Origin of the sequence: Neptuniibacter sp. QD57_21 (assembly GCF_047778075.1) — a bacterium.
Taxonomy (GTDB): domain Bacteria; phylum Pseudomonadota; class Gammaproteobacteria; order Pseudomonadales; family Balneatricaceae; genus Neptuniibacter.
On sequence record NZ_CP180549.1, the window covers coordinates 1,775,262 to 1,797,734 of the forward strand.

19 protein-coding genes are annotated in these 22,473 nt (G+C 42.5%); 11 read left to right on the plus strand and 8 right to left on the minus strand.

The window, feature by feature from the left end; genetic code table 11:
* Positions 1–4: 4 nt before the first annotated feature.
* From ACMXYS_RS07900 to ACMXYS_RS07930, 7 genes are all read left to right on the plus strand, one after another.
* Entirely contained in the window at positions 5–595 is a 591-nt protein-coding gene (locus ACMXYS_RS07900; RefSeq protein WP_415898171.1) for a hypothetical protein, read from the plus strand.
* A gap of 430 nt (positions 596–1,025) precedes the next feature.
* Positions 1,026–1,490: a hypothetical protein gene (locus ACMXYS_RS07905; RefSeq protein ID WP_415884526.1), complete on the plus strand. Its 465-nt coding sequence runs from the start codon at positions 1,026–1,028 to the stop codon at positions 1,488–1,490.
* A gap of 23 nt (positions 1,491–1,513) precedes the next feature.
* A complete protein-coding gene (locus ACMXYS_RS07910) occupies positions 1,514–2,920 on the plus strand; it encodes a hypothetical protein (RefSeq protein ID WP_415898172.1) in 1,407 nt (468 codons plus the stop codon).
* Between the two features lie 34 nt (positions 2,921–2,954).
* Complete coding sequence (locus tag ACMXYS_RS07915) at positions 2,955–3,587, plus strand: hypothetical protein (RefSeq protein WP_415884528.1); 633 nt, start codon at positions 2,955–2,957, stop codon at positions 3,585–3,587.
* A 64-nt stretch (positions 3,588–3,651) separates the two neighbouring features.
* Positions 3,652–4,014: a roadblock/LC7 domain-containing protein gene (locus ACMXYS_RS07920; RefSeq protein ID WP_415884529.1), complete on the plus strand. Its 363-nt coding sequence runs from the start codon at positions 3,652–3,654 to the stop codon at positions 4,012–4,014.
* Between the two features lie 14 nt (positions 4,015–4,028).
* On the plus strand, positions 4,029–4,490 hold the full coding sequence (locus ACMXYS_RS07925; RefSeq protein WP_415884530.1) for a PAS domain-containing protein: 462 nt from the start codon (positions 4,029–4,031) through the stop codon (positions 4,488–4,490).
* Between the two features lie 9 nt (positions 4,491–4,499).
* Positions 4,500–5,246, plus strand: coding sequence for a phosphate/phosphite/phosphonate ABC transporter substrate-binding protein (locus ACMXYS_RS07930; protein WP_415884531.1), 747 nt, complete (start codon positions 4,500–4,502; stop codon positions 5,244–5,246).
* A 32-nt stretch (positions 5,247–5,278) separates the two neighbouring features.
* Here the strand turns inward: ACMXYS_RS07930 and ACMXYS_RS07935 are convergent, their stop codons facing one another.
* The 8 genes from ACMXYS_RS07935 to ACMXYS_RS07970 form a co-directional block, all read right to left on the minus strand.
* Positions 5,279–5,581: an antibiotic biosynthesis monooxygenase family protein gene (locus ACMXYS_RS07935; RefSeq protein ID WP_415884532.1), complete on the minus strand. Its 303-nt coding sequence runs from the start codon at positions 5,579–5,581 to the stop codon at positions 5,279–5,281.
* A gap of 12 nt (positions 5,582–5,593) precedes the next feature.
* Positions 5,594–8,545, minus strand: a complete 2,952-nt coding sequence (locus tag ACMXYS_RS07940; RefSeq protein ID WP_415898173.1) for an EAL domain-containing protein — start codon at positions 8,543–8,545, stop codon at positions 5,594–5,596.
* On the minus strand, positions 8,532–9,002 hold the full coding sequence (locus ACMXYS_RS07945; RefSeq protein ID WP_415884534.1) for a hydrogenase maturation protease: 471 nt from the start codon (positions 9,000–9,002) through the stop codon (positions 8,532–8,534). The genes ACMXYS_RS07940 and ACMXYS_RS07945 overlap by 14 nt, the downstream gene beginning before the upstream one ends.
* The gene (locus ACMXYS_RS07950; protein WP_415898174.1) at positions 9,002–10,504 is read right to left on the minus strand and encodes a nickel-dependent hydrogenase large subunit; all 1,503 of its coding nucleotides are present in this window, start codon (positions 10,502–10,504) and stop codon (positions 9,002–9,004) included. The genes ACMXYS_RS07945 and ACMXYS_RS07950 overlap by 1 nt, the downstream gene beginning before the upstream one ends.
* A gap of 11 nt (positions 10,505–10,515) precedes the next feature.
* Positions 10,516–11,469, minus strand: a complete 954-nt coding sequence (locus ACMXYS_RS07955) for an NADH:ubiquinone oxidoreductase (protein WP_415898175.1) — start codon at positions 11,467–11,469, stop codon at positions 10,516–10,518.
* 172 nt (positions 11,470–11,641) lie between these two features.
* Complete coding sequence (locus tag ACMXYS_RS07960; RefSeq protein WP_415898176.1) at positions 11,642–13,780, minus strand: Tex family protein; 2,139 nt, start codon at positions 13,778–13,780, stop codon at positions 11,642–11,644.
* Positions 13,781–13,789: 9 nt separating this feature from the next.
* Positions 13,790–14,218 (minus strand): thioredoxin TrxC, encoded by a 429-nt coding sequence (gene trxC / locus ACMXYS_RS07965; protein ID WP_415898177.1) that lies wholly within the window; start codon positions 14,216–14,218, stop codon positions 13,790–13,792.
* Between the two features lie 103 nt (positions 14,219–14,321).
* Positions 14,322–15,911: an ABC-F family ATPase gene (locus tag ACMXYS_RS07970; RefSeq protein WP_415884539.1), complete on the minus strand. Its 1,590-nt coding sequence runs from the start codon at positions 15,909–15,911 to the stop codon at positions 14,322–14,324.
* 219 nt (positions 15,912–16,130) lie between these two features.
* Here ACMXYS_RS07970 and ACMXYS_RS07975 point away from each other — a divergent pair, with 219 nt between their 5' ends.
* The 4 genes from ACMXYS_RS07975 (at position 16,131) to ACMXYS_RS07990 (ending at position 22,451) form a co-directional block, all read left to right on the plus strand.
* Positions 16,131–16,559 carry an acyl-CoA thioesterase gene (locus tag ACMXYS_RS07975; RefSeq protein ID WP_415884540.1) on the plus strand — a complete coding sequence of 143 codons (429 nt, stop codon included), beginning with the start codon at positions 16,131–16,133 and terminating at the stop codon, positions 16,557–16,559.
* Between the two features lie 3 nt (positions 16,560–16,562).
* Positions 16,563–17,009 (plus strand): hypothetical protein, encoded by a 447-nt coding sequence (locus ACMXYS_RS07980; RefSeq protein ID WP_415884541.1) that lies wholly within the window; start codon positions 16,563–16,565, stop codon positions 17,007–17,009.
* 127 nt (positions 17,010–17,136) lie between these two features.
* Entirely contained in the window at positions 17,137–18,756 is a 1,620-nt protein-coding gene (sbcD, locus tag ACMXYS_RS07985; RefSeq protein ID WP_415898178.1) for an exonuclease subunit SbcD, read from the plus strand.
* The gene (locus ACMXYS_RS07990; RefSeq protein WP_415898179.1) at positions 18,753–22,451 is read left to right on the plus strand and encodes an SbcC/MukB-like Walker B domain-containing protein; all 3,699 of its coding nucleotides are present in this window, start codon (positions 18,753–18,755) and stop codon (positions 22,449–22,451) included. Before sbcD ends, ACMXYS_RS07990 begins: the two co-directional genes overlap by 4 nt.
* Positions 22,452–22,473 lie beyond the last annotated feature (22 nt).

Sequence of the window (22,473 nt, forward strand, 5' to 3'; positions counted from 1 at the left end):
GTGTATGCAGTTGGATCTACAGTTAGGTCAGGCAATTAAAGGAAATGTCGAGATATCCGAACGAAATTTAATGCTGGTTTTCCAAGTTAATTGCCCAAGTTGCTTATCTAGAGCATTACCTATGCTAATGAGGCTGAAAGAGGAAAATAAGGGTTTCAACTTTTTTGCACTTTCTACCGCTTTTGAAGATTTTAATTTAAATAACGCCAAATCGACCAAGGCTTTGATAGAGCAAGGGGAGCTAACACTTCACTCTAAACGCTATTTCGCTCAGTTAGGGCTGCAGAAATTACCCTATGAAGTGGATGTGCCAGTCGTTATGGATTGGTTTATGCCTACCATTGCTTCATCTGAATTAGCAGAATCAATTTATAACGTGTTCGATAAAGAGCGGTTGTCACAGACGGTTATGAACAGCATTAAGGCTCACTTAGCTCAGCGTTTGTTGCCTATGAGTCAAATGGGGAGAACGTTTCTGAATAATGGTTTTCAAGGTACGCCCACGTGGGTCTATTTTGACAAGGATCTAAGGATTATTCAGAGCTGGTTTGGTCATAAGGAGATTGAGTGGGTGCAGGCGTTGCTTGATAAATAGAATTGAATGTTTCAGCAACATAAGAAGCTCAGTACATGCTGAGCTTTTTGATCTTGGGATGAGGAATGTGTTATTGATTAAATGATGCAGTCTGATCGATCATGCAACTCACTCTGCTCTCTGATAGCTAAATCACTAAGACTTTATATAAAACTTTTATTCTTGGGTGAAAAATGAGCTATTCTTACTAGGTTGATATTAAAGAAAAAAATTAATCTGCCGTGAACTTAGATAAGGTTGTACTTTTGGCAAAGAAAACTGTTAATTAGTGCATTAATTTATGGATAAATTTGTATTCTTGCGTCGGTCGAGATATAAAACAAACACCTGTTTGGAATATTACCAATAACTAAAGAACCATCCTGAATAAGTTATTTATTTTGTAGCGACTTCTTTACGGATGTATCAATAATAAAAGCAGGAGCATTTTGTGAGTTCTTTAATTTGGGATGCATTAGCTGACTGGGAATTGAATGCCGACTTTGATAGTCCTAATACAGGGCGCATTCAAGCAGCTTTCGATGCACAACATCCTAGGTACCTTATTTACCGTGGACATCAAGGCCGTAGAATTTTGTACCATTTCACGCGAATGGTAGCTGCAGAGCCGGATGAACTGCGACTGCATACAAAGCGTATCTACCTTTCTATTGCATGCTACGATAGTGATGCTCTAGAGGGAGCTTTTGCAGATTTCTTATTGGTTCTAGGCAAAAAAGGACCTAAATTACGCCAACGTCTATTTGAACAGGCTAGAAAGGTTATGAAGCCAAAAGTTCGTGATGTCATACAGCGAGCTATCGAAGAAGACGATCTATCAGCACTGTCAGAACTTTCAACTGATCATTCCGTTCTTATAAATGGAAGATTTCAGCCAGCCAGTCTGCATGGATGAGATAGGGTAGGTAGTAGAAGTCAATGAGCTTGAAGAAAAGCAGTCAACTTAAAAATGTGCGTAAAATAGCATTGATCGGGTTTTCGGGCCCTAATCAGGCAATGCTCGAATATTGCTTCTCTTCAGAAGTCGACTGTGAACTCGTAACTGCTAGTGCAGCTCAGATCCTTGTAGTGAATGGGGATCAAGGTGAGGGTGATGAGCAATTAAGCAGAAACATCATTGAAAAGTATCCTGCTGAATTTCGTTTAGTTATCAGTATTAGAGATGTTAGTTGGGATGGCTTTGCTCTACTTAAAAAACCGCATACTGCTCAAGACCTCCTGAGTGTCGTCAGAAGCTTCTCTGTAACTTTCTCTGACTCTGAAAATCAAGATACTCAACCTGTAAAAAAAGAAATTAATTCCGATGATCTCGATTTCTATCGAAGCCGTGATTATGCACGTAAAAGGCAGGGTGAGGCTCTTAAGCAAAAGCTTATAAAAGGTAATCTTGTTGTTAGTGCATCTGATCGTTTGGTGCAGCAGATCGAAGCAGATATTCGGGAGCAAGAAGAGCAACTTAAACGTGAGCTTGAGGCAGAAAAGGCTAAGCATGAAGCTCTCTTAGCTAAGAAAAAAGCTAAAAAGTTAATGCTTCTGAAAAAGAAAAAGCTCGAAGAAGAGAAACGATTACAAGAAGCTAAAAAGAAAAAGCTTGCCGCTGAAAAAGCTAAGAAGCTGAAGCAGAAGCTACTCGATAATAAGAAAAAGAAAGAATTGTTAGCCAAAAGAGAGCAAGAGACAGAGAAAGCGCTTCAGGATAAGTCTGTTAAAGCTTCGCAAGAGTTAACAAAAGAGCAAATCCTACAATGTTGTGGTAATGCAGCTGATGCTGACCTGACTCGACCTGATGAGCGTCGTAGTATCTTTTTTAATCCCGAAGGGTCGCTGTTAGTAAAAATGACAGAAGCGGTTGACCTAGCACTTAAACTCGATCAACCTGTTGAGATTACTGGATTGCCGGGTCAGATGCTTGTATTCCCTGACCAGCGTTTGTTTTACATGACGTTTAGTGATGAATTTTTAAATCAACTCGCTTTAACCCGCTTTGGGTATGGTGAGTTGGAGATTGAGCCAAAGGGTGACTTCCAGCTAGAAGATAAAACAAAACATCTTGCTGAGAGAATAGAATCACTTATTTGGAAAGTTGCTCTTTGGACTTCTAGAGGGCGGCTATTAAATGGAATGGACCCAGAGAAGTTAATGCAATTAACAGTGCAGCCTGATTTTGAATCATTTCAGGCCATACCTGATTGTTATGAAATTAGTGAGGTATGGAGTGGTCAACCAATGACCGCGCTGGATATTGTAAGAATATTGGATGTGCCTCAACGTGTTGTTTTTGCGTTTATGTGTGGTGCATATTCACTTGGATGGTTTCAGGAATGAAGTGGTGGGTTAGGAAAGGTATCGGAGTTATTTTGTGACAAATGCTACTATCCAAAATCAATTTATTCAGATCTGTCCTGCAGGAGCTTTCTACGCTACTGTAGGCTCCGAACCGGATGATGCTAGAGCGCTATTGCTTCAGCTTCTTAGCTCTGATGTCTCTTTACCATTTAGTCATGAATTGGTAATGGAGTTGACAGACCTTGATGAAGGTGAAGCAAAAGAGTTGTTTGATAAGCTGATTGATAAAAATTTTGTTCAGCTAAGTAAAAATCCATCGAGAATGATCAATGATTCAATTGAGAAGATATTGCCGGAATTGTTGTCTGGTTTATCTAGCTCAGGGAAAGTCGCGTTGGCCGACGATCATGGATTTTGCCTCGGTTCTACCGGTTATGATGCTGACCATGCAGAAGCGTTGTGCGCGTTAGCGGCGGATTTGAGCTCGTTGCACGAGCGTCATAGTTTATTACTGAACCGTGACCTTTCCTTTATGGGGGAGTCATGGGGAATGTTGGACCCTGTTGGTTTGAGCCAAGTAGGGTTTTGGGTGATCCACCTTGGTCATCAGCGTTTTGTTCTGGTAATTGATCAGATGCCACGTTTGAACCAAGGAAATTATGTAGATTTATTAAGCGTTCTAGCAAGGCGTTACCTTGATTATTGATATCAATCAATGATCGATTCTCAGATATCTGTATTTTAATGCCTTACATTAAAGGAGTAAGTATATGCGCTCAGAAATGTTGACCTCGATTTTGAGTGACTTGAATGGAACTTCAGCCGAGATTGAAGCTTCCGCTGTCATTTCAACAGATGGTCTTATGATCGCAGCTCTTCTTCCAGCTGGTCTGGATGAAGATAGAGTAGGTGCAATGAGTGCTGCCATGCTTTCGCTAGGTGAGCGTACTGCAAGTGAACTTGCTCGTGGAGAATTAGAACAGGTTCTTGTAAAAGGTGATTTAGGTTATATCTTAATGACCCATGCGAATGATGAATCTGTACTTACCGTAGTAGCAAAACCAAATGCACGCTTGGGTTTAATTTTTCTTGATGTTAAACGTGCAGCAGAAGCAATTGGGAAAATTTTATAAATTTAGGGAAGTTGATGCCAGTATCGCATGCAGAAAGCGTTCAAGAAGTTGTCATCAAATATTTTGGCGGTGAAACACGCACCGCTCAAATACTGGACATAGAGGAGCCTTACCCAGAAGGTAAGCTCATTGTCTCTCGTACGGATACGAAAGGATTTATAACTCATGCTAATCAGGCATTTGTTGAAATGTCTGGATATACTCAGGAAGAGTTGATTGGACAAAATCATAATATTTTGAGGCATCCTGACATGCCTGCTGCTGCGTTTGCAGACTTATGGGATACGCTAAAGGCAGGTAAAAAATGGCATGGATACGTAAAGAATTTACGTAAAGACGGTAGTTATTATTGGGTCAAAGCTACCGTTATTCCAAATGTCCGTAATGGTTCTGTCGTCGGTTATACTTCTGTAAGGCGAAAGCCTTCCCTTCGAAAAATAGCAGAAAGCGAAGCCTTGTATTTAACGATGAAGTAGGGTGATTCCTTGAAGCTTAATTTAACAGTCAGTCCGGATTTTTCTCCAGATCATATCTCCGGTTGGTTTATATTTAATACTTGGCTCCAACGTCAATTAGACCGACCGGTTCATTTAGAACTATATGATAGTTTTGAAGCACAAAGAAATGATATTCAAGAGGGGAAGTATGATCTTGTTTATGCGAATCCCTTTGATGCTTCAATGCTTGTGCGTGAATTGGGTTTTAAGGCGGTTGTTCGGCCTATTTCAAAATCTGATGAGACTGTCATCGCAACCCATGCAGATGCGCAATATAGTTGCGTAGAAGATCTAAAGACCAATAGCCGTTTGGTTGCTACCAGTGATCCTGATGTAAACCGTATTGGCATGATTATGTTGGAGCCTGCAGATCTTGATGGTTCTAACACTGAGTTAAATACCGTTGATTCTTACGTTATTGTTGCGAAGCACTTAATTAACAATAAGGCTGATGCCGGATTCTTTCTGAAGGATGCGTACGAAGATCTATCGGAGCTAATTCGTAAGCAGATGAAGGTGTTGGTTGCGAGTGAAATCAGTGATGTTCATCATGCTTTATTGGTTTCTCCAGAGTTAGAGGCATTAATTCCTCAATTCCAAGAGTTTCTCCTGAGTATGCAGAATGATCCAAAAGGCCAAGGTGTGCTGGAAAGCATGGACTTAGATGGCTGGGAAATCATGACTGAAGAACAGACTGAGTTTATGATAGATCTTATCGACACACTGATAGATTAAAAAAAGCGGCTGAAATAGCCGCTTTTTTAATTTTAAAAGGCTTTGTTATAGCCTTCGAATTGAGGTGGGCCTAAATAGATGCCTTGTGCAGGTTTTGCATTGGCATGTGCTTTTCTAAACGCTTCAGATTTAGTCCACTGCTTGAATGCTTCTTCTGATTCCCAGGTGCTGTGAGAGATGAAAATTGTGGCTTCATCAGTGCTCGGGCCTTGCAATAGATCAAAGCTTTTGAAGCCAGGTACTTCATCTAGATAAGTGTCTCGATTTTTCCAAATTTCAATAAAGTCATCCTCTTTACCCGGAATGATTTTAAAGCGGTTCATAGCAATAAACATAAACGTCTAGCCCTATTCCTTGTTATTCAAAAAATGAATAAATTCATCTGCTGTGATGGGTTTAGAAATATAATACCCCTGTACTTCGTGACAACCTAGACTTTGCAGCAAAGCAAGTTGTTCCTTTACTTCTACACCTTCGGCAATAACTATTTTCCCCATGATGATGCCAAGATGGATGATCGATTCAATTATTGCCTTGGATTGTGGTGAGAACTGTATGTCATTTACAAAGCTTCTATCTATTTTAATTCGATCTACAGGTAGTGAAGCAAGGTACGAAAGTGAGGAATAACCGGTACCAAAATCATCAAGAGCGATACTTACACCTATATCTTTAATCGCCTCTAACTGAGCTTGTGAAAGTTCTGGATCGGACATCGCAGCTGTTTCAGTGATCTCAAGTTCGAGTTTATTTGGAGGTACATGGTAAGTCGTTAGTGCTTCTTTAATATCTGATATCAAATTGGCATCTAGAAGTTGAATCGTAGATAGGTTTACCGCTATTTTAGGTACTTCAATATTGGCATTGGCCCAAGCTGTAATGTGTTCTAATGTTTTATTCAGCACCCAGGAGCCTAACTTTATGATTAAGCCGCTTCTTTCTGCTATGGGGATGAAAACCTCTGGAGATATATGACCAAGTTCCTTGCTATGCCATCTGAGCAAGGCTTCTGCTCCTACAATCTTGTTCGATTGAAGATCTATTTTTGGCTGAAACAAGAGGTTAAGTTCATTATGCTCAATTGCATGGTGGAGGTGAGATTCAATAGTCCGTTTTTGTTGGATACTTTTTTGTAGTTCTAAATCGAAGAAATGGTAGTGGCTGCCTGATATTCCTTTGGCCTCATACATTGCCATATCTGCATTTTGTAACAGAATACCCGTGTCTAAACCGTCAGTAGGTAAGACAGTAATTCCAATACTAATACCAATATGTAATAGATGATCATCAACTTTAAATGGGCGGGTGATTGAAGAGATTATCTCTTCGGCTAGAGTTTTGGGGTCATCGAGGCAAGCAATGTCATTCTGTACAATAGCGAATTCGTCACCGCCAAGCCTTGCTACCAAATCAGTTGGTTTTGAGCATTGCTGCAATCGTCTAGCGACAAGCTTCAGAAGGATATCGCCACTCAAATGACCCAATGTGTCATTCACGTCTTTAAAATTATCTAGATCCATAAAGAGAACTGCAGACGCTTTATGATTATCTCTTGCATCAACGATGGAACTCTCAAGTTGATGTAGCAATATAGACCTGTTGGGTAGATTAGTTAGGAGGTCATGTTCAGCTTGATATCTTAAGCGTTTCTCAGCTCTTTTCTGTTTAGTGATGTCGGCTTTTAATGATAAATAATGACTAATCACACCGTTATTATCAAAGATTGGCGTTACAGACATTGACTGCCAAAACTTTTCTCCTGATTTCTTTCTATTGAGTATTTCGCCTTTCCATCTATTGGAGGCCTTAATGGTTGACCATAACTCTTTATAAAAATCAGCTGACATTTCTCCTGATTGGACAATACTGCTTTTCTTTCCAATAGCTTCTTCTGCTGTATATCCTGTGTTTTCAGTAAACATAGGGTTTACATAAACAATGATCCCTTGAGTATCGGTAATGACAACTTCACTGGAGCTTTGCTCAACAGTGGTCGAAAGTAGGCGAATGTGTTCTTCATTTTTTTGGCTTTGTGTAATATCACGAGTTGTAACTACAAAACCTCCGGTAGGCGTTGGAGCTGATTCGCATTCGATAACTCTTCCATCTGTGAAAGTTTGAATCCATTGGTGTTTGTCAGAGATGAGTTTTTGGCAAGGCGGTATCTGTTGTAGGTCTAAGATCTCTTTGTTGTTACTAAATAGAACTTCATAGGCTGGTATTTGCGCTAGTATGTCGGGATCTACATTAATATTGTTAGTAAATGAATCATTAAAAGTTTGCAGATCACCTATGCCGCTAAACATAGCAACGCCTTGGCTAATAGTAGATAAAGTACTTTGAAGAAGCTGTAGATGTTTCTCAATGTCTGCTTGGCGCTTCTGTTTTTCTTTAGCTTTTACTACGGATATGTCTGTAGCGGAAAGAATGAGTCCTTCCTCTTTACCCGCTCGTCCGTAAATCAAAGTGCCTTTTAGAAGAAAGTATTTTTGGCTGACTTCTTTATGACGTCCTGTTGGATCTCTAAAGCGAATCTCTTGTTCAAATCCATCGTTACTATAAACCGCTCGGTATAAATAGGGCCTTTGGTCCCAGTTGCTTGCAGGAAACCTTTCAATGATTTCAGTTAGGGTCTCGTCACGAAGGAAATTATCCGGAGAGCTTCCAATTAGCTCTTCTGCTTTTATATTTAAAATAGATTCTGCATAAGGATTAACACGGGTAATTCGTCCCTGATTGTCGGTGACAACCAAGAACTCTTCCATTGTATTAGTAATGCTATCAATGAGTTGATTTACGGAGAGAAGGTGACGATTGTTTTCCTCTAACTCGACCTTTTTATGCTCAACTTCACTCAGCATTGAGTCCATAGATTCAAGGTTTGATAGTACCTTCTTCTGCAATGCCGAGTTGACTGTTTTTAATGCCTCTAATTCAGTTTGTTGATCTACATCTTGCTCGCATGTTTCTACTGTTTGGGTTTCAATTAGAGAGCTGTTGGCTGTAATAAAAAAATTACCTTGCCGTTCGACAGTAAAAACACCTGGGTTGGATTTAAGATCAGTGGCTAAACCATGTTTAGGGCAAATTACCTTACCATTGTGATCCACTTTAGCTCTAAGAAGCGAAACATGAGCGTGTTGGCAATAGAGAGGTAGGGCATATAGCTGTTTTTTATGCTCAACTATTAATAGTCGATTTTTTCTGTTTTCAGGGTGAGCTACCCAGCGCGTATGGCCTTGAATACTTACTTCTCGCTCAATAACTAAGCGGGTAATTACTTTATCAGGAGTAAACATAGTGTGGCTCCTGATTCACGCGGGTTAAAATCTGATTGCAGGCCTCTGAGACGCAGTTCTCAATAATAGGAGAAAGTTTCTCAGAAAAGCTTGAGACTTGGTGGATTGTTACCGTCAAAATCTCAATCACAAGTTCTTGTGAGTCAAACAAAATGTCGCAATGCTTAATAAGCTCTTCTAAGCCTCCATCGTGAAGGTTTCTGGCATAGCTTGTCTGGAACTCATCTTTAGAGAACCACTGTAGTGTACCCGCATTGTTGCTGTCGGATTGGTAGGCGTCGACCAATATTAATCGAGATGTGTCTTTGATCAAACGAGTAGCTGTCAGACTATTAGTAGCGCAATAGTAAAGATCTACTTTTGACGGCAAATCGGTTTGGTTGAGAGTGTTATAGACTGCATAACCAAAGCCATCATCCCCATGCCATTCATTTCCAAAGCATAAAATCACCGTCATCAAATCACTCCATAACGGTGTTTCTTGTTACTGCCTAGTAGGTGTACGGTACATACTAAACAAGGATCATGAGAGCGGACCACGTGACCGACAGATAAAGGATCATCTATATCTGGAATATCTATACCAATTAGGCTGCTTTCGATGTGACCAGGTTGTTGATTTTGATCTCTAGGTGATGCGTTCCAAGCGGTGGGTGTGATTACTTGGTAGCCGCTGATGGTGCCGTTTTCTACTTTTACCCAATGACCTAGACTTCCTCGAGCGGCCTCAATCATACCAATACCTTCTCCATCAAGAAGAGGTTGGTGGGTCATTGTGGGTTCAGTGATATTTTGTAGAAGCCCGTTCAGCTGTTCTTTCAATAGGGCTATAGATCTTACTTGGCGTTGTATGCGCGCAAATTGTCTTAAGAGGGTGTTACCACCTTGCTTCTCTAACATATCAAGAAGAAGAGCATCTTGATCTAGAATCAGTTGCGCTAATGGACCTGTTTGCACGACTTGGTCTTTATAGCGAGGGGCTTTAGCCCAGCTGTAACGCTTGCTGTCAGGATCGTATTTTGGTTGAGTTAGACCGTCATGAGGATGACGTGGTGCAGCTTGGTCATCATGGTACCAGCTGTAACTGATATCCTCAGTAATCTGTTCTTGATCTAAAGGCTCGAAACTTTGGGTTGTAGCATCGTAGATACCACGATTTCGTAATGTATCTTCTGGATTATCTGGATCGATAAGGGAGCCATAACTCATCAATAATTTACAGCCCCCGCCAATTTGATTTAACGCGATATTTTTACCGAATTGATAGAAAAGACTAGCAGCGCCTTTGCCTGTTTCGGTGAGTTCGTTAAGTTTTTCTAGGTTGTCGATCTGATTCCAATGGTCTATGGATACACCAAGGACTTTCGTTTCTAACCAATTGATATAGTTGTCGACTACGCTTAGCGCACTAATGACTTTATTGGTATCAGGTAATGAAGTAACGCCACCTGGGACCATATAAGAAGAGTGCGGCCACTGCCCTCCAAAGATAGCGACAATTTCAATGATATCGCGACTAAATCGAACGGCATCTTGATAAATGCTGCCTGACATATCTTCAAACTGATCTTTTATCTGACTGTACAATTTGAGATTGGAGTAACCGGGGTGGCAAAGATCAGGAGTGAACATTAGAAATGTCTGCCGGCAATCAGATTGAATCTCTTCGGCTAGTAAACAAATATTTCTTACGCGAATTGCATTGGGTGGTGGTGTGATGTGAGACATCGATTCCAATGCAAGCACGCTCGCATACAGATGTGCAGTGCTGCAAATACCGCAAATTCGGGGAGTGATCGCTAGTGAGTCCATCGCTGCTCGACCGATAAGTATCTGCTCAAAACCACGATACATCGTGCCGATACACCAAGCGTTGGTGACCACCCCTTGCTCAACTTCGAGCTCTAATTCTAAATCGCCTTCAACTCGGTTTAGCTGTACTTTTACTCTTTTGCTCATAACCGTACTACTTAAGGTTTCATTTTACGTTCGATGATTCTGATTGGCGCGGCATCGTTAGCGAGGCCCTTATATGCCATGTAGCGAGGTCGACTAACACCTAAAGGCAGTGCAACTGGAATATCGCCCACTTTTTCTGTTTTGAACAAAGGGGCATCTCTTGGAAAATCAGGAGAAACACAGCCTAAACAAGGCACACCTTCACGGGTTTTGCTGCTGCGGTTATTCCATAGCTCAGTATTGCATGTAGCCGTTGTATAGGGTCCTTGGCAACCCAAGTTATAGAAAAGGCAGCCTGCCTCACCAAATTGTTCCTCTTCAATATCGTATTCATGATATTCATTGCGCGTACAGCCTTGATGAACCATGGTGCTGTAGAAAGCATCAGGCTGGTTAAAATCATTGAGAGGAAGAGGGTAATCGTTGATAAGTGCAATTAAGGTTTGAATGATTGTGTTAGGGTGAGTTGGGCAGCCTGATATATTGACGACAGGGAGGCCGCTTTTACTTCTAAACGAATCAGGCAATAAACCGCCAGGACTTCCTTGGCTTGATTGCATACCCGTACACTCGGTCGGATTAGGTGGTGCGGCTGGAACCCCACCGTAGGCTGCACATGTACCCACGGCTACAACATAATCCGCTTTTTCTGCTAATTCCTTAATGACAAAAGCTTTGGGGCGATCATTAAAGGTATCAAACATACCGCTGCCGTTTGGGCCAAGGGCTAAACTACCCTCAATACATAAAATATTTAGCGGTTTTTTATCTGCAAGAATCAGATCAATGTCAGCAATAAGCTCGCGCATGGGCCGCGTAGAAAGGGAAGGCTGCCAAAGGACATCCAGTTTATATTGCTGCACGAATTCAGGCCATGAAGGCTTGTCAGCACAAAGAAGTGACATTGTATCGCCACTGCATGCACCAGCCTGCATCCATAGTAAGTTAGTTGTTTTTGTAACCATGGAATCTACTTCAATCAAGCTATGTGGTTACAGTCTAGTATTAGTTATGGCTTATGTCTCCTCTTAGTTGTTGATTTTGAACAATAAAGATAGTTTTTAGTGAATGAATTTTAATAAAATAAGCCGCTGAGAATGAATAATTCTCATTAATATAATAATGAGAATTATTCTATTAATCTTCACGCATCGAGAGTGAAATACGCTGTCTTTTAAGATCTACCTCAAGCACCTTAACTGTGACAATTTGGCCCGGTTTGACAACATCATGAGGGTCCTTCACAAATTGGTTAGCTAATTGTGAAATATGCACTAATCCATCTTGGTGAACGCCGACGTCAACAAATGCACCGAAATTAGTCACGTTAGTAATAGTGCCTTCAAGTACCATCCCTTCAATAAGGTCGCTAACGGTTTCGATGCCGTCTTGTAGAGCAGCGGTTTTGAAGTCTGGGCGCGGGTCTCTGGCCGGTTTTTCTAGCTCTTTGATGATGTCTTTGATGGTATAAAGACCGAAGCTAGAATCTATGTAGTCTTGCGGATTAAGTGAGCCTAAGAAGTCACTATCCCCGATAATTGATCCTAAAGTGCGTTGGTTATCTTGAGCTATGCGTTGCGCAGCAGAGTAGGCTTCAGGGTGAACGCAGGAGTTGTCTAATACCTGCTTGCCGTTCTGTATACGCAAAAAGGCAGCAGCTTGCTCAAAGGCTTTCGGGCCCAGTCTAGGAACTTTTTTAAGCTGAGTTCGGCTCGTAAAAGCGCCGTTATCATCACGATAAGCAACGATATTATTGGCTAGTGTTGAGTTTAAACCAGAGATGCGGCTTAAAATTGCAGATGAAGCACTATTTAGATCGACTCCAACTGCATTCACACAATCTTCAATAACTGCTTCAAGTGCATGATTAAGCTCGGATTGGTTTACATCGTGTTGATATTGACCAACACCAATCGCTTTGGGCTCAATTTTTACCAGCTCAGCTAGTGGATCTTGCAAGCGACGCGCTATCGACACCGCACCCCGAATAGATACGTCTAGGTCAGGGAACTCCTTAGTAGCAAGTTCAGATGCCGAGTAAACTGAAGCGCCAGCTTCACTCACAATAAGCTTTTGCGCCTTAATTGAATCGTGTTGCTTAAGCATCTCCGTTACGAGTTTATCGGTTTCTCGTGAGCCAGTACCGTTGCCAATACTAATCAGCTCAACATTGTACTTCTTGCTGAGCTTAAAAAGCTTATCGATTGCTTGGTCCCACTGATTTTTTGGTGGGTGAGGGTAGATCGTCGCGTGCTCTAACAAACGGCCCGTTGGATCAATTATGGCGACTTTTACACCCGTTCTAAGGCCTGGATCAAGTCCTAAGGTGGTTTTAGCTCCAGCAGGTGCTGCAAGCAGAAGGTCATGAAGATTCCGGCTAAAGACTTTAATTGCCTCAGTTTCAGCGGAATCTTTTTGTTTTGCTATCAGATCTTTAGTGAGTTTAGATTTGATACGACTTTGCCAAGCAGTATGTACCGCTTGAGTGAGCCATTTCCCTGAAGGTCCGTAGTGAGGAAGAGCTGCCATCTTGGATAGGAAAACCTTAAAGCGGTCTTCATCCAAATCTAAAACGGATTTCAGTATGCCTTCATTGATACCGCGCAAAATCGCTAACATGCGATGTGAAGGGATGGATTTAATCGCTTCACTATGAGCGAAGTAATCACGGAATTTTGAACCTTCGCTTTCTTTACCTTTGCTAACAGATACCTTTAGTTTGGCTTCATTCCACACACGCAGTTTAAGTTCAGCCTGCAACTTCAGGTCTGTTAACAGACGATCAGTTAAGATGGCTTGCGCACCGTCTAAACAATCTTCCTTGGAGCTGAAATCTTTATCAGAACAGATAAAAGTTTTGGCTAAAACATAAGGTTGTTGATCAGGCTTTTGAATGATTTGATCTAGTAATTTATCTAAGCCAGCATCAACAGCGATTTGAGCTTTGGTTTTGCGTTTACTTTTGAATGGTTGATAGAGCTCTTCTAGCTCAGTCTTACTATTGATCTGATTAATCTGCTGGTGGAGTGCAGGTGTTAATATGCCATCTTGTTGGAGCTTATCTGTGATCGTTTGTTTTCGAGCCTCTAGCGCACGGAGATAATCTAAACGCGCCGCTAACTGTCTTAATTGCGCATCATCTAGCGCACCGGTAGCTTCCTTTCTATAACGTGCAATAAACGGGACGGTGGAGCCACCATCCAATAACTCTATTGCTGCATTAACTTGTTGAGATTTGACGCCTAGCTCTTTGGCGATCTGATTTGAAAGCTCCATAGAGTACTCTTACGCCTTCTGTAGGGTTTGCAAAATCCATTGCTTTAGCTGAGGTTCTGAGAGTGCGCCTGCAACACGATCGATCTCTTTGCCAGCTTGAAACATCACAAGGGTAGGGATGCTACGGATATTCATATTCTGACTAGTCCGTGGTGCCTTTTCAGTATCTACTTTTGCAAAGAGCAGTATTTCAGATTCAGCTGCAGTCTTCTCAAATATGGGTTTCATCATCTGGCATGGGCCGCACCAGCTAGCCCAGAAATCTACGATGACAGGTAACTCATTACCACCAACATACTTTTCAAAAGATTGATCATCTAGCTCAGCTGGTTGATGGGTGTGTAGCGGGCCTTTGCACTTACCACATTTGCCATCGACATGTGATTTGTCATCAGGAATACGGTTGGATGTATTACAGCTAGGGCAGACGATAATCATAAAGCTCACCAAAGAATTGAAAGTAATTTATGCTAGGGGTAAAAATTTAAAAGCCTGATTGAGGTTAACTGCAATCAGGCTTTTTCTGCATTAGCGCTTAGGTTTATTCTACGCCTTGGCTCTTCAGGTAGTCTTCGTAACCACCGCGGAAGTCGACAATGCCATCTGGCGTGATCTCAAGAATTCGGGTTGCTAGAGAGGATACAAACTCACGGTCATGGCTGACAAAGATCAACGTACCTGGGTAGTTCTCTAGGGCAAGGTTTAAGGATTCTATTGATTCCATATCCAAGTGGTTGGTCGGTTCATCCATTAGCATGATATTCGGGCGCTGAAGGATAATCTTGCCAAATAACATACGGCCTTGCTCACCACCCGAGATCACTTTAACCGACTTATTGATCTCTTTTTGAGAGAACAATAAACGCCCCAGCGTACCACGGATAACTTGCTCATCATCGCCTTCTTGGCCCCATTGACCCATCCAATCAAGCAGAGTTTTATCTTCTTCAAAATCAGCAGCATGGTCCTGTGCGTAGTATCCAAATTCTGAGTTTTCAGACCATTTGATTTCACCCGCAGTCGGCAGAAGGTCACCATACAAGCAGCGTAATAGGGTGGTTTTACCACTACCGTTAGGTCCGATAATAGCAATGCGCTCGCCAACCTCTACCATTAGATTAAGGTCTTTAAACAGCTCTTCATCAAAAGATTTACCTAAACCTTCTACTTCAACGGCTAGACGATGCAGTTTGGTGTTTTGTTCGAAGCGGATAAATGGGTTCTGACGGCTTGAAGGTTTCACCTCCTCTAGCTCGATCTTCTCTATACGACGTGCACGTGACGTTGCTTGCTTAGATTTAGATGCGTTGGCAGAAAAGCGGCTCACAAAGCTCTTAAGATCAGCGATCTGTGCTTTCTTCTTAGCGTTATCAGCAAGCAGGCGTTCACGTGCCTGTGTCGATGCAGTCATATACTCATCGTAAGAACCTGGGTAAACACGTAACTCACCGTAGTCCAAATCAGCCATGTGCGTGCACACACTGTTTAGGAAGTGACGGTCGTGCGAGATGATTATCATAGTGCAGTTACGCTCATTAAGAACGCCTTCCAGCCAACGGATCGTATTGATATCCAAGTTGTTGGTAGGTTCGTCTAGCAACATGATGTCTGGTTCTGAGAACAGTACCTGTGCAAGTAAGACACGAAGCTTCCAACCAGGTGCTACTTCACTCATCGGGCCGAAATGCTGCTCAGTCGGAATGCCTACACCTAAAAGCAGTTCGCCTGCACGTGATTCAGCACTATAGCCGTCCATCTCAGCGAATTCGCCTTCGAGCTCTGCTGCACGGATGCCATCTTCTTCAGTCATCTCTGGGTTGGCGTAGATAGCGTCACGTTCTGATTTAACAGCCCACAACTCTTCATGGCCCATAATAACGGTATCCATCACGCTGAATTCTTCGTAAGCGAACTGATCCTGTTTTAGCTTACCAATACGCTCGTTTGGCCCTTTGGACACATTGCCTGCGCTTGGTTCTAAGTCTCCGCCTAAGATCTTCATAAATGTGGATTTACCACAGCCATTTGCGCCAATTAAACCGTAGCGATTACCTTCGCCAAATTTAACTGAAACGTTTTCGAATAGAGGTTTAGCACCAAACTGCATGGTGATATTTGCTGTGGTTAACACGATATTAGATCCGCTATAGATGACTGCGCTCTTAAGGAGCGAGTAAGGAGATAAATTTTGTACGTATTATGCCAATAACTGCATGTAGGTAAAAGGTTGAAGCGTTGCTTTCTAGGCTGAGGATTCAAAACAACTTACGCAAAACCTTATATACCAAGGTATAGTAATAAGTACATATTGGAATAACAGACCTCCATCTAAGAAGTAGGACAATGCATTATGTCTGAGAAAGACCAAACACAAGAAGTTACAAAGGGCCGCCTGACTACACGTACTATGGCCATGCCAGGTGATACCAACCCTTCAGGAGATATTTTTGGTGGTTGGGTGTTATCGCAGATGGATATTGCGGCGGGTATCTGTGCAGGCCAGCGCGCGCAAACCCGTGTAGTGACTATGGCGGTAGATAGCATGTCTTTCATCCGTCCAGTAAAAGTGGGTGATGTACTGGGTGTCTATACGGAAATTGTAAAAGTAGGCCGTACATCGATGCAGATTCACGTTGAAGCTTGGGTGCGCCGTAGTCGTATTGGTAAACGTGAAAAAGTAACACAGGCGATTTTTAAGTTTGTCGCGATCGATGATGATGGCGTACCAACACCTGTTCCTGCAGAAGCCGATCTGCCAGCTTACGTTTTGGAAGATTAATCCGTGATTACATTTTCGCTTATCAATAAATTGTCTGCGCCAGAAGTAGAACCTCAATCTGATGTTCGTTACCTACTGAGGCAAGAGGGGCGCAAGCAAAGTTTGCTGCTGTGTTATGCGCTAAAACGGGACTTCCTTTCAGTACCCAAAACTTATTCGATTGTCGAATTCAGTGCTGATGAAGTGCTTGAAGTTCATCAGATGTCTATTGAGGACTATCTCGATGGTTTCGAAGAGGAGATGGATATACCGCAGGCGGGCTTTTATCAATTCGATACCGATGAGCCAGAGGAGGCTAGCGCTGATGACGAGGATGAGACCGATGTCCTTGTGCTAGTGATTAGCGACAGTGTCTTTGAAGTTACCTACCAATCGCTCAAACAGCACGAAGATATCTATCACTGTGCTAATGCTGAACAGGCATTAATACAGTATTTAACCGCTGAATAAATACCTAGCTAACACCACCATATTACAGTGACTATGGATGGTGCTAAAAGCGGTAACAAGATAATATGAGCTTCACCTCAATGGAGGTGAAGTTTCATTGTATCTATGGATTGCCGAGCCTTATTTAATGCGCATTTTACACACCTCTGACTGGCACTTAGGTCAGCACTTTATTGGAAAAAGTCGATTAGCCGAACACCAAGAGTTTATTAAATGGCTATTAGGTGAAATTCAATCAAATCAGATAGATGCGCTAATAATATCAGGTGATATCTACGATACAGGTTCGCCACCAAGTTATGCTCGCGAGCTATATAATCAATTGGTTATCGAAGTAAATAAACTCGATTGTCAGTTAGTGGTTTTAGGCGGTAATCATGACTCTGTTTCTACGCTGAATGAATCCAAAGGCCTGCTCAAACATCTCAATGCAGAAGTCATAGCGAGTGTTGAATCAGAACTTGAGCAGCAGATTATTACCTTGAATCATCGCTCAGGTGAACCGGCTGCCATCCTGTGTGCAATTCCTTATATTCGTCCTCGTGATGTGATGCAAAGTGCCGCAGATCAATCGGCAAAAGATAAAGCGCATTCGTTAGGCACAGCAATCGCAGAACACTATCAAGCCATCTATGATCTGGCTGATCAAAAGCGAAAAGACCTTGGACTGTCGATCCCGATCATTGCTACGGGGCATTTAACGGCAATGGGTGTTAAAACCTCCGAGTCTGTTCGCGATATCTATGTTGGTAATCTAGAGGCATTTCCAGCCAGTGCATTCCCACCAGCAGATTACATCGCTTTAGGCCATATTCACCGCCCGCAATTAGTCGCTAAGTCTGAACATATTCGCTATTGCGGCTCACCAATCCCTTTAAGCTTTGATGAGATCGGTACGCAAAAGCAGGTATTGATGGTTGAATTTGAACAAAGCCATTTAAAAGAGATAACACCGCTTTTAGTGCCGACCTTCCAGCCAATGGCAAGCATCAAGGGTGATCTTGATTCGATTAAAGCGCAGTTGGATGAACTTGAAGCTGAACAGCATGAACTTCCTGTTTGGTTATCGATTGAGGTTCAAACCCAAGATTACCTGAACGATCTTACACAACGTGTTGAGCAACTAACTCAAGATCTTAACGTTGAGGTTCTGCAGTTACGAAGGGCGCGCAAACAGATCCAGCGAGGTTTAGTCGGCAAGGAGAAAGAGACGCTCTCTGAGTTGAATGCTTACGAGGTTTTCACGCGTAGGCTTAACGATGAGGTTTTCGAATCCGAAGCCGAACGAAACCGTATTCAACGACTTAAAGATCGCTTCTGCCAGATCGTAACGACTGTAGAGTCTGAAAATGATCTTCCTGCAACTAAGCCAGTGGATGAGTTCTTATCTACAACACAGTTCTCTCTTGCTCAAGACTGCCCAGAGCAAGAGAAAGAGCAAGAAGAACACTTGGAATCAGAGGATTTAGAATATCCTAGTGAGCATGCTGCAGTCGAAGAATCTAATAGTGCTTCTGAATCAGAAGAGCTTGGACAGGAAAAAGACCAAGACCATAACACTCTAAATCTGTTTTCTTTAGAGAGTGATTCTTCCGATGAGCCAAAATCCATTGCAGTTAAAAACAAGCACGCAAAAGGCAAAACGGAAAAAGTTGAGCAGGCTAAACAGCTAAATGACACTAAGATCGATCAAGACGATCTTTTCTCTGCTTTAGCGCCAGATACAGCAGAGGAGAATAGCCTGTGAAAATATTAACGCTGCGTTTTAAAAACATTAACTCACTGAAGGGTGAGTGGAAGATCGATTTTACTCAATCTCCGTTTATCGATAATGGTCTTTTTGCCATCACAGGCCAAACAGGTGCCGGTAAGACGACTATTTTAGATGCGATCTGCTTGGCCCTGTATCACCGTACGCCACGTTTAGGGACTATCTCTAAAAGCACTAATGAGCTTATGACCCGCGGTACAGCAGACGCGCTGGCTGAAGTGGAGTTTGAAGTAAAAGGTAAATGTTATCGTGCGTTTTGGAGTCAACGTCGCTCCAGAGATCAGGTCGACGGTAATCTACAAGAAGCCAAAGTTGAATTGGCAGAGGTAGGTGGAAGCGGTGAAGGTAAAATCATTGCTTCACAGGTTAAGCAGAAGAATGAGCTAATCGAGACAATCAGCGGCTTAAACTTTGACCGCTTTACTAAATCCATGATGCTGTCTCAAGGCCAATTCGCAGCGTTTCTCAATGCTGATGCAAATGAAAGAGCCGGATTGCTGGAAGAGTTAACCGGTACGGCTATCTACAGCTTGATATCAGAGAAGGTATACGAGCAGTTTAAAGAGGCAGATAACCACCTCAAACAACTGGAAGCACAGGCTAAAGGTGTTGAGTTGTTATCGGATGAGAAGATTGCTGAGCTTAAATCCGAACAATCAGCGATTAGTGCACAACTTAAAACCTTAGAGAAAGAGCAGAGCGAACAGCAATCAAAGGAACGCTGGTGGACTGATCTGCAAAAAGCTGAGCAACAAAAACAAAGCGCTTTGACTGAACAGGAAGGCGTTAAGCAGCGTAAAGAAACGGCTAAAGGCTCTCTAGATAAGTTAGCAGTGTGCGAACCGGCTGAGAAACTAAAAGCTCCGTACCAACTTTATCAAAGTGCAAAGCAACGGCTTAACGATCTTGCACAGATTAAAGAGCAAAATGCAGCTCAATTAGTGTCGGCTACCGATCAGCATAAAAGTTCAGCGCAATCTCTTAATGAAGCAGAGCTAAAACTAAAACAGACTAAACAGCATCAATCAGAACAAGAAACGCTGATTAACGAGCAAGTAGTGCCGTTGGATGCTGAGTGTGAACGGCTTATTCAATTAAAAGAGAGCGCTACTGATGAACTGAAAAAGCATCAGTCTGAATTAGAACAGCAGAAAACAGCACAAAAACAGATTAACGACAAAATTAATCAAGCCAAGGCTGAAACCTCGCAGCTTGAAAATCAAATAGCCGAACTTTGTCATCTTGAAGGTGCTGCAGAGCGTATCCCTTTATGGCGTAGTCAGCTAGAGCAAACACATCAACATACCGCTGAAGTTAAAAACCTGACAGATCACCTTTCAGGCTTACAAAAGCAAATAGATACGGAAAAACAAAAAACTGAGTATTTACAGCGAGATGTATCTGAAAGCACCGCGCAAAAAGAGAAGTTGATCGACGGCTTTAAGAACACTCAGGAGCAGTTGCAAGCACTATTAAATGGCCGTCTACTAGCCGATATCGAAGCAAAGTACAGCCAGCAACAATCGCTGCAAGCAAGCTTTATGCAGGCGAAGAATCTATCTGCTCAGTATATCCAGCTGCAAAGTGAGCAAACTGTTGGCAGTAATGAGTTAAGTCAGCTTGAAGTTACTGCTCAGAAAATTGAAGGTGATCTCACTAATCTTCGTGAGCAGTATCAGAGGGAAGATCAGCAGTTCAAAGATTTAAAGCGACTGTTAGAGCAAGAGCGCCAAATACAAAATCTCGAAGCAGAGCGGGCTAAGCTTCAACCGGATCAGCCTTGTCCGCTGTGCGGCTCAAAAGAGCATCCCCTAGTGGCTGATTATCAACCTCTAGATATGGGCGAAACCGAGCAGCGCTTTGTGATGGCTGAACAAGCGCGTGATCAGCTCAAGACTCAAGGTACTCAACTAAGAGAGCGCTACAACCAATTAACAACCGTACAGATAGTTGGCCTTCAAACCCGCCTGCAGCAGACTAATGAGCAGTTACAGCAGCTCTTGCAAGAGTGGCAAGTTCTACAGCAACTGTTTGGTTTTGCTTTCGAGCCCAACCAGACTGAACAGCTAGATTATGCAATTACACAATTCGAGCAGCAGCTTAGTAATCAGCAAGCTGAAATCGAACAGCTGCGCCAGTTTAGTGAGCAGATCAATCAACAACAGCAAGGGATCCATAAGGCAGAACAGACCTTACAGCAAGCTCAAGCCAACTTAGAATTGGCCAATAAAGAGTGTGATAACCTAACTCAGTTGCAGCTTAAAGATACACAGCGTCTGCAAGAGCTTAACGAGCAGATCGCTGTGGTTAAGCAAGGTTTATCTCAAGAAGTGGCTGAATTACAACTGACGCTACCCGAACAAGGGCTAACGGATTGGTTAAATACGCTAGAAAGCCAAATCGCTAACTTACAGCAGTTACAGCAACGCCTTGAAATCTTAAATCGCAGCCAAGAAACATCTGCTGTTGAGTTAACTCAGGCTAACCAATCGCTAGAAAAGCAAACTGGACTCTGTACCGAACATCAAAACAGTCTTAATGATCTGTCAAAGGAACTTACTGAGAAACAAATAGGGCGTCAGGAACTATTTGGTGATAAATCAGTTGCAGAGGAACGCTCACGTCTACTTGCAGAGGTAAACAAAGCTGAGCAGAACCACCAGCAGATATCTGCTACACATAAACAGCACGAAACCGAGCTAACCCGTTTGCAAACAATGATTGCTGAGCAAGAACAACAGCTGGGTCTACTCCAAACTGAATTTAGTAGTCAGAAAATTAAATGGCAACAAGCGCTAGAAGGTAGTCCATTTGATTCTGAGCTGGCACTCCTCGATGCCCTAATTTCTGACGAAGAGAGGCAGCAGTTAAAAGCGCTAAGCGAAGAGATCGCCAAAGCTGAACAGCATTCTGAAACTTTACTTAAACAAGCTGAGCAGCAACTAATAGAGTTACAGCAGTTTGGATTAGAAAAGCAGTATGAAAAGATCAATGGTGAGCAAATCGCTATAGAGTTGGCTCAGCTAGATAATCAGATTAAACAGCTTTTACTTCAAAAGGGCGAAGGCTCTGCACTACTACAAGACAACGAAAAGCGCCGTGAATCGCAACAGCAGCTATTTGCTGAGGTAGAGCAGTCAAAACAAGAATATGATGATCTTTCCTATTTGAACTCCCTTATTGGCTCTCAAAAGGGAGATAAATTCCGCCGCTTTGCTCAAGGCCTAACACTCGACCATTTGGTTCACCTAGCGAACAAACAGCTAGAACGTCTGCATGGTCGTTATATGCTGCAGAGAAAACAATCGGGTGCTCTAGAGCTTCAAGTACTGGATACCTGGCAAGCAGATACCGTGCGCGATACCAAAACATTATCAGGCGGTGAAAGCTTCCTAGTCAGCTTGGCATTAGCATTGGCGCTGTCAGATCTTGTAAGTCAGAAAACCAGCATTGATTCTCTTTTCCTAGATGAGGGTTTCGGAACCCTCGATAGCGAAACCCTAGATACAGCATTGGATGCGTTGGATAGCCTAAATGCCTCAGGCAAGATGATTGGTGTTATCAGTCATATTGAAGCAATGAAAGAGCGCATCCCAGTGCAGATTAAAGTTAAGAAGATGAGTGGGTTGGGTACGAGTAGGTTGGAAGAGCAGTATTCGATGGCAGGTTGAACAGAGAGCTAGATTCAATCTA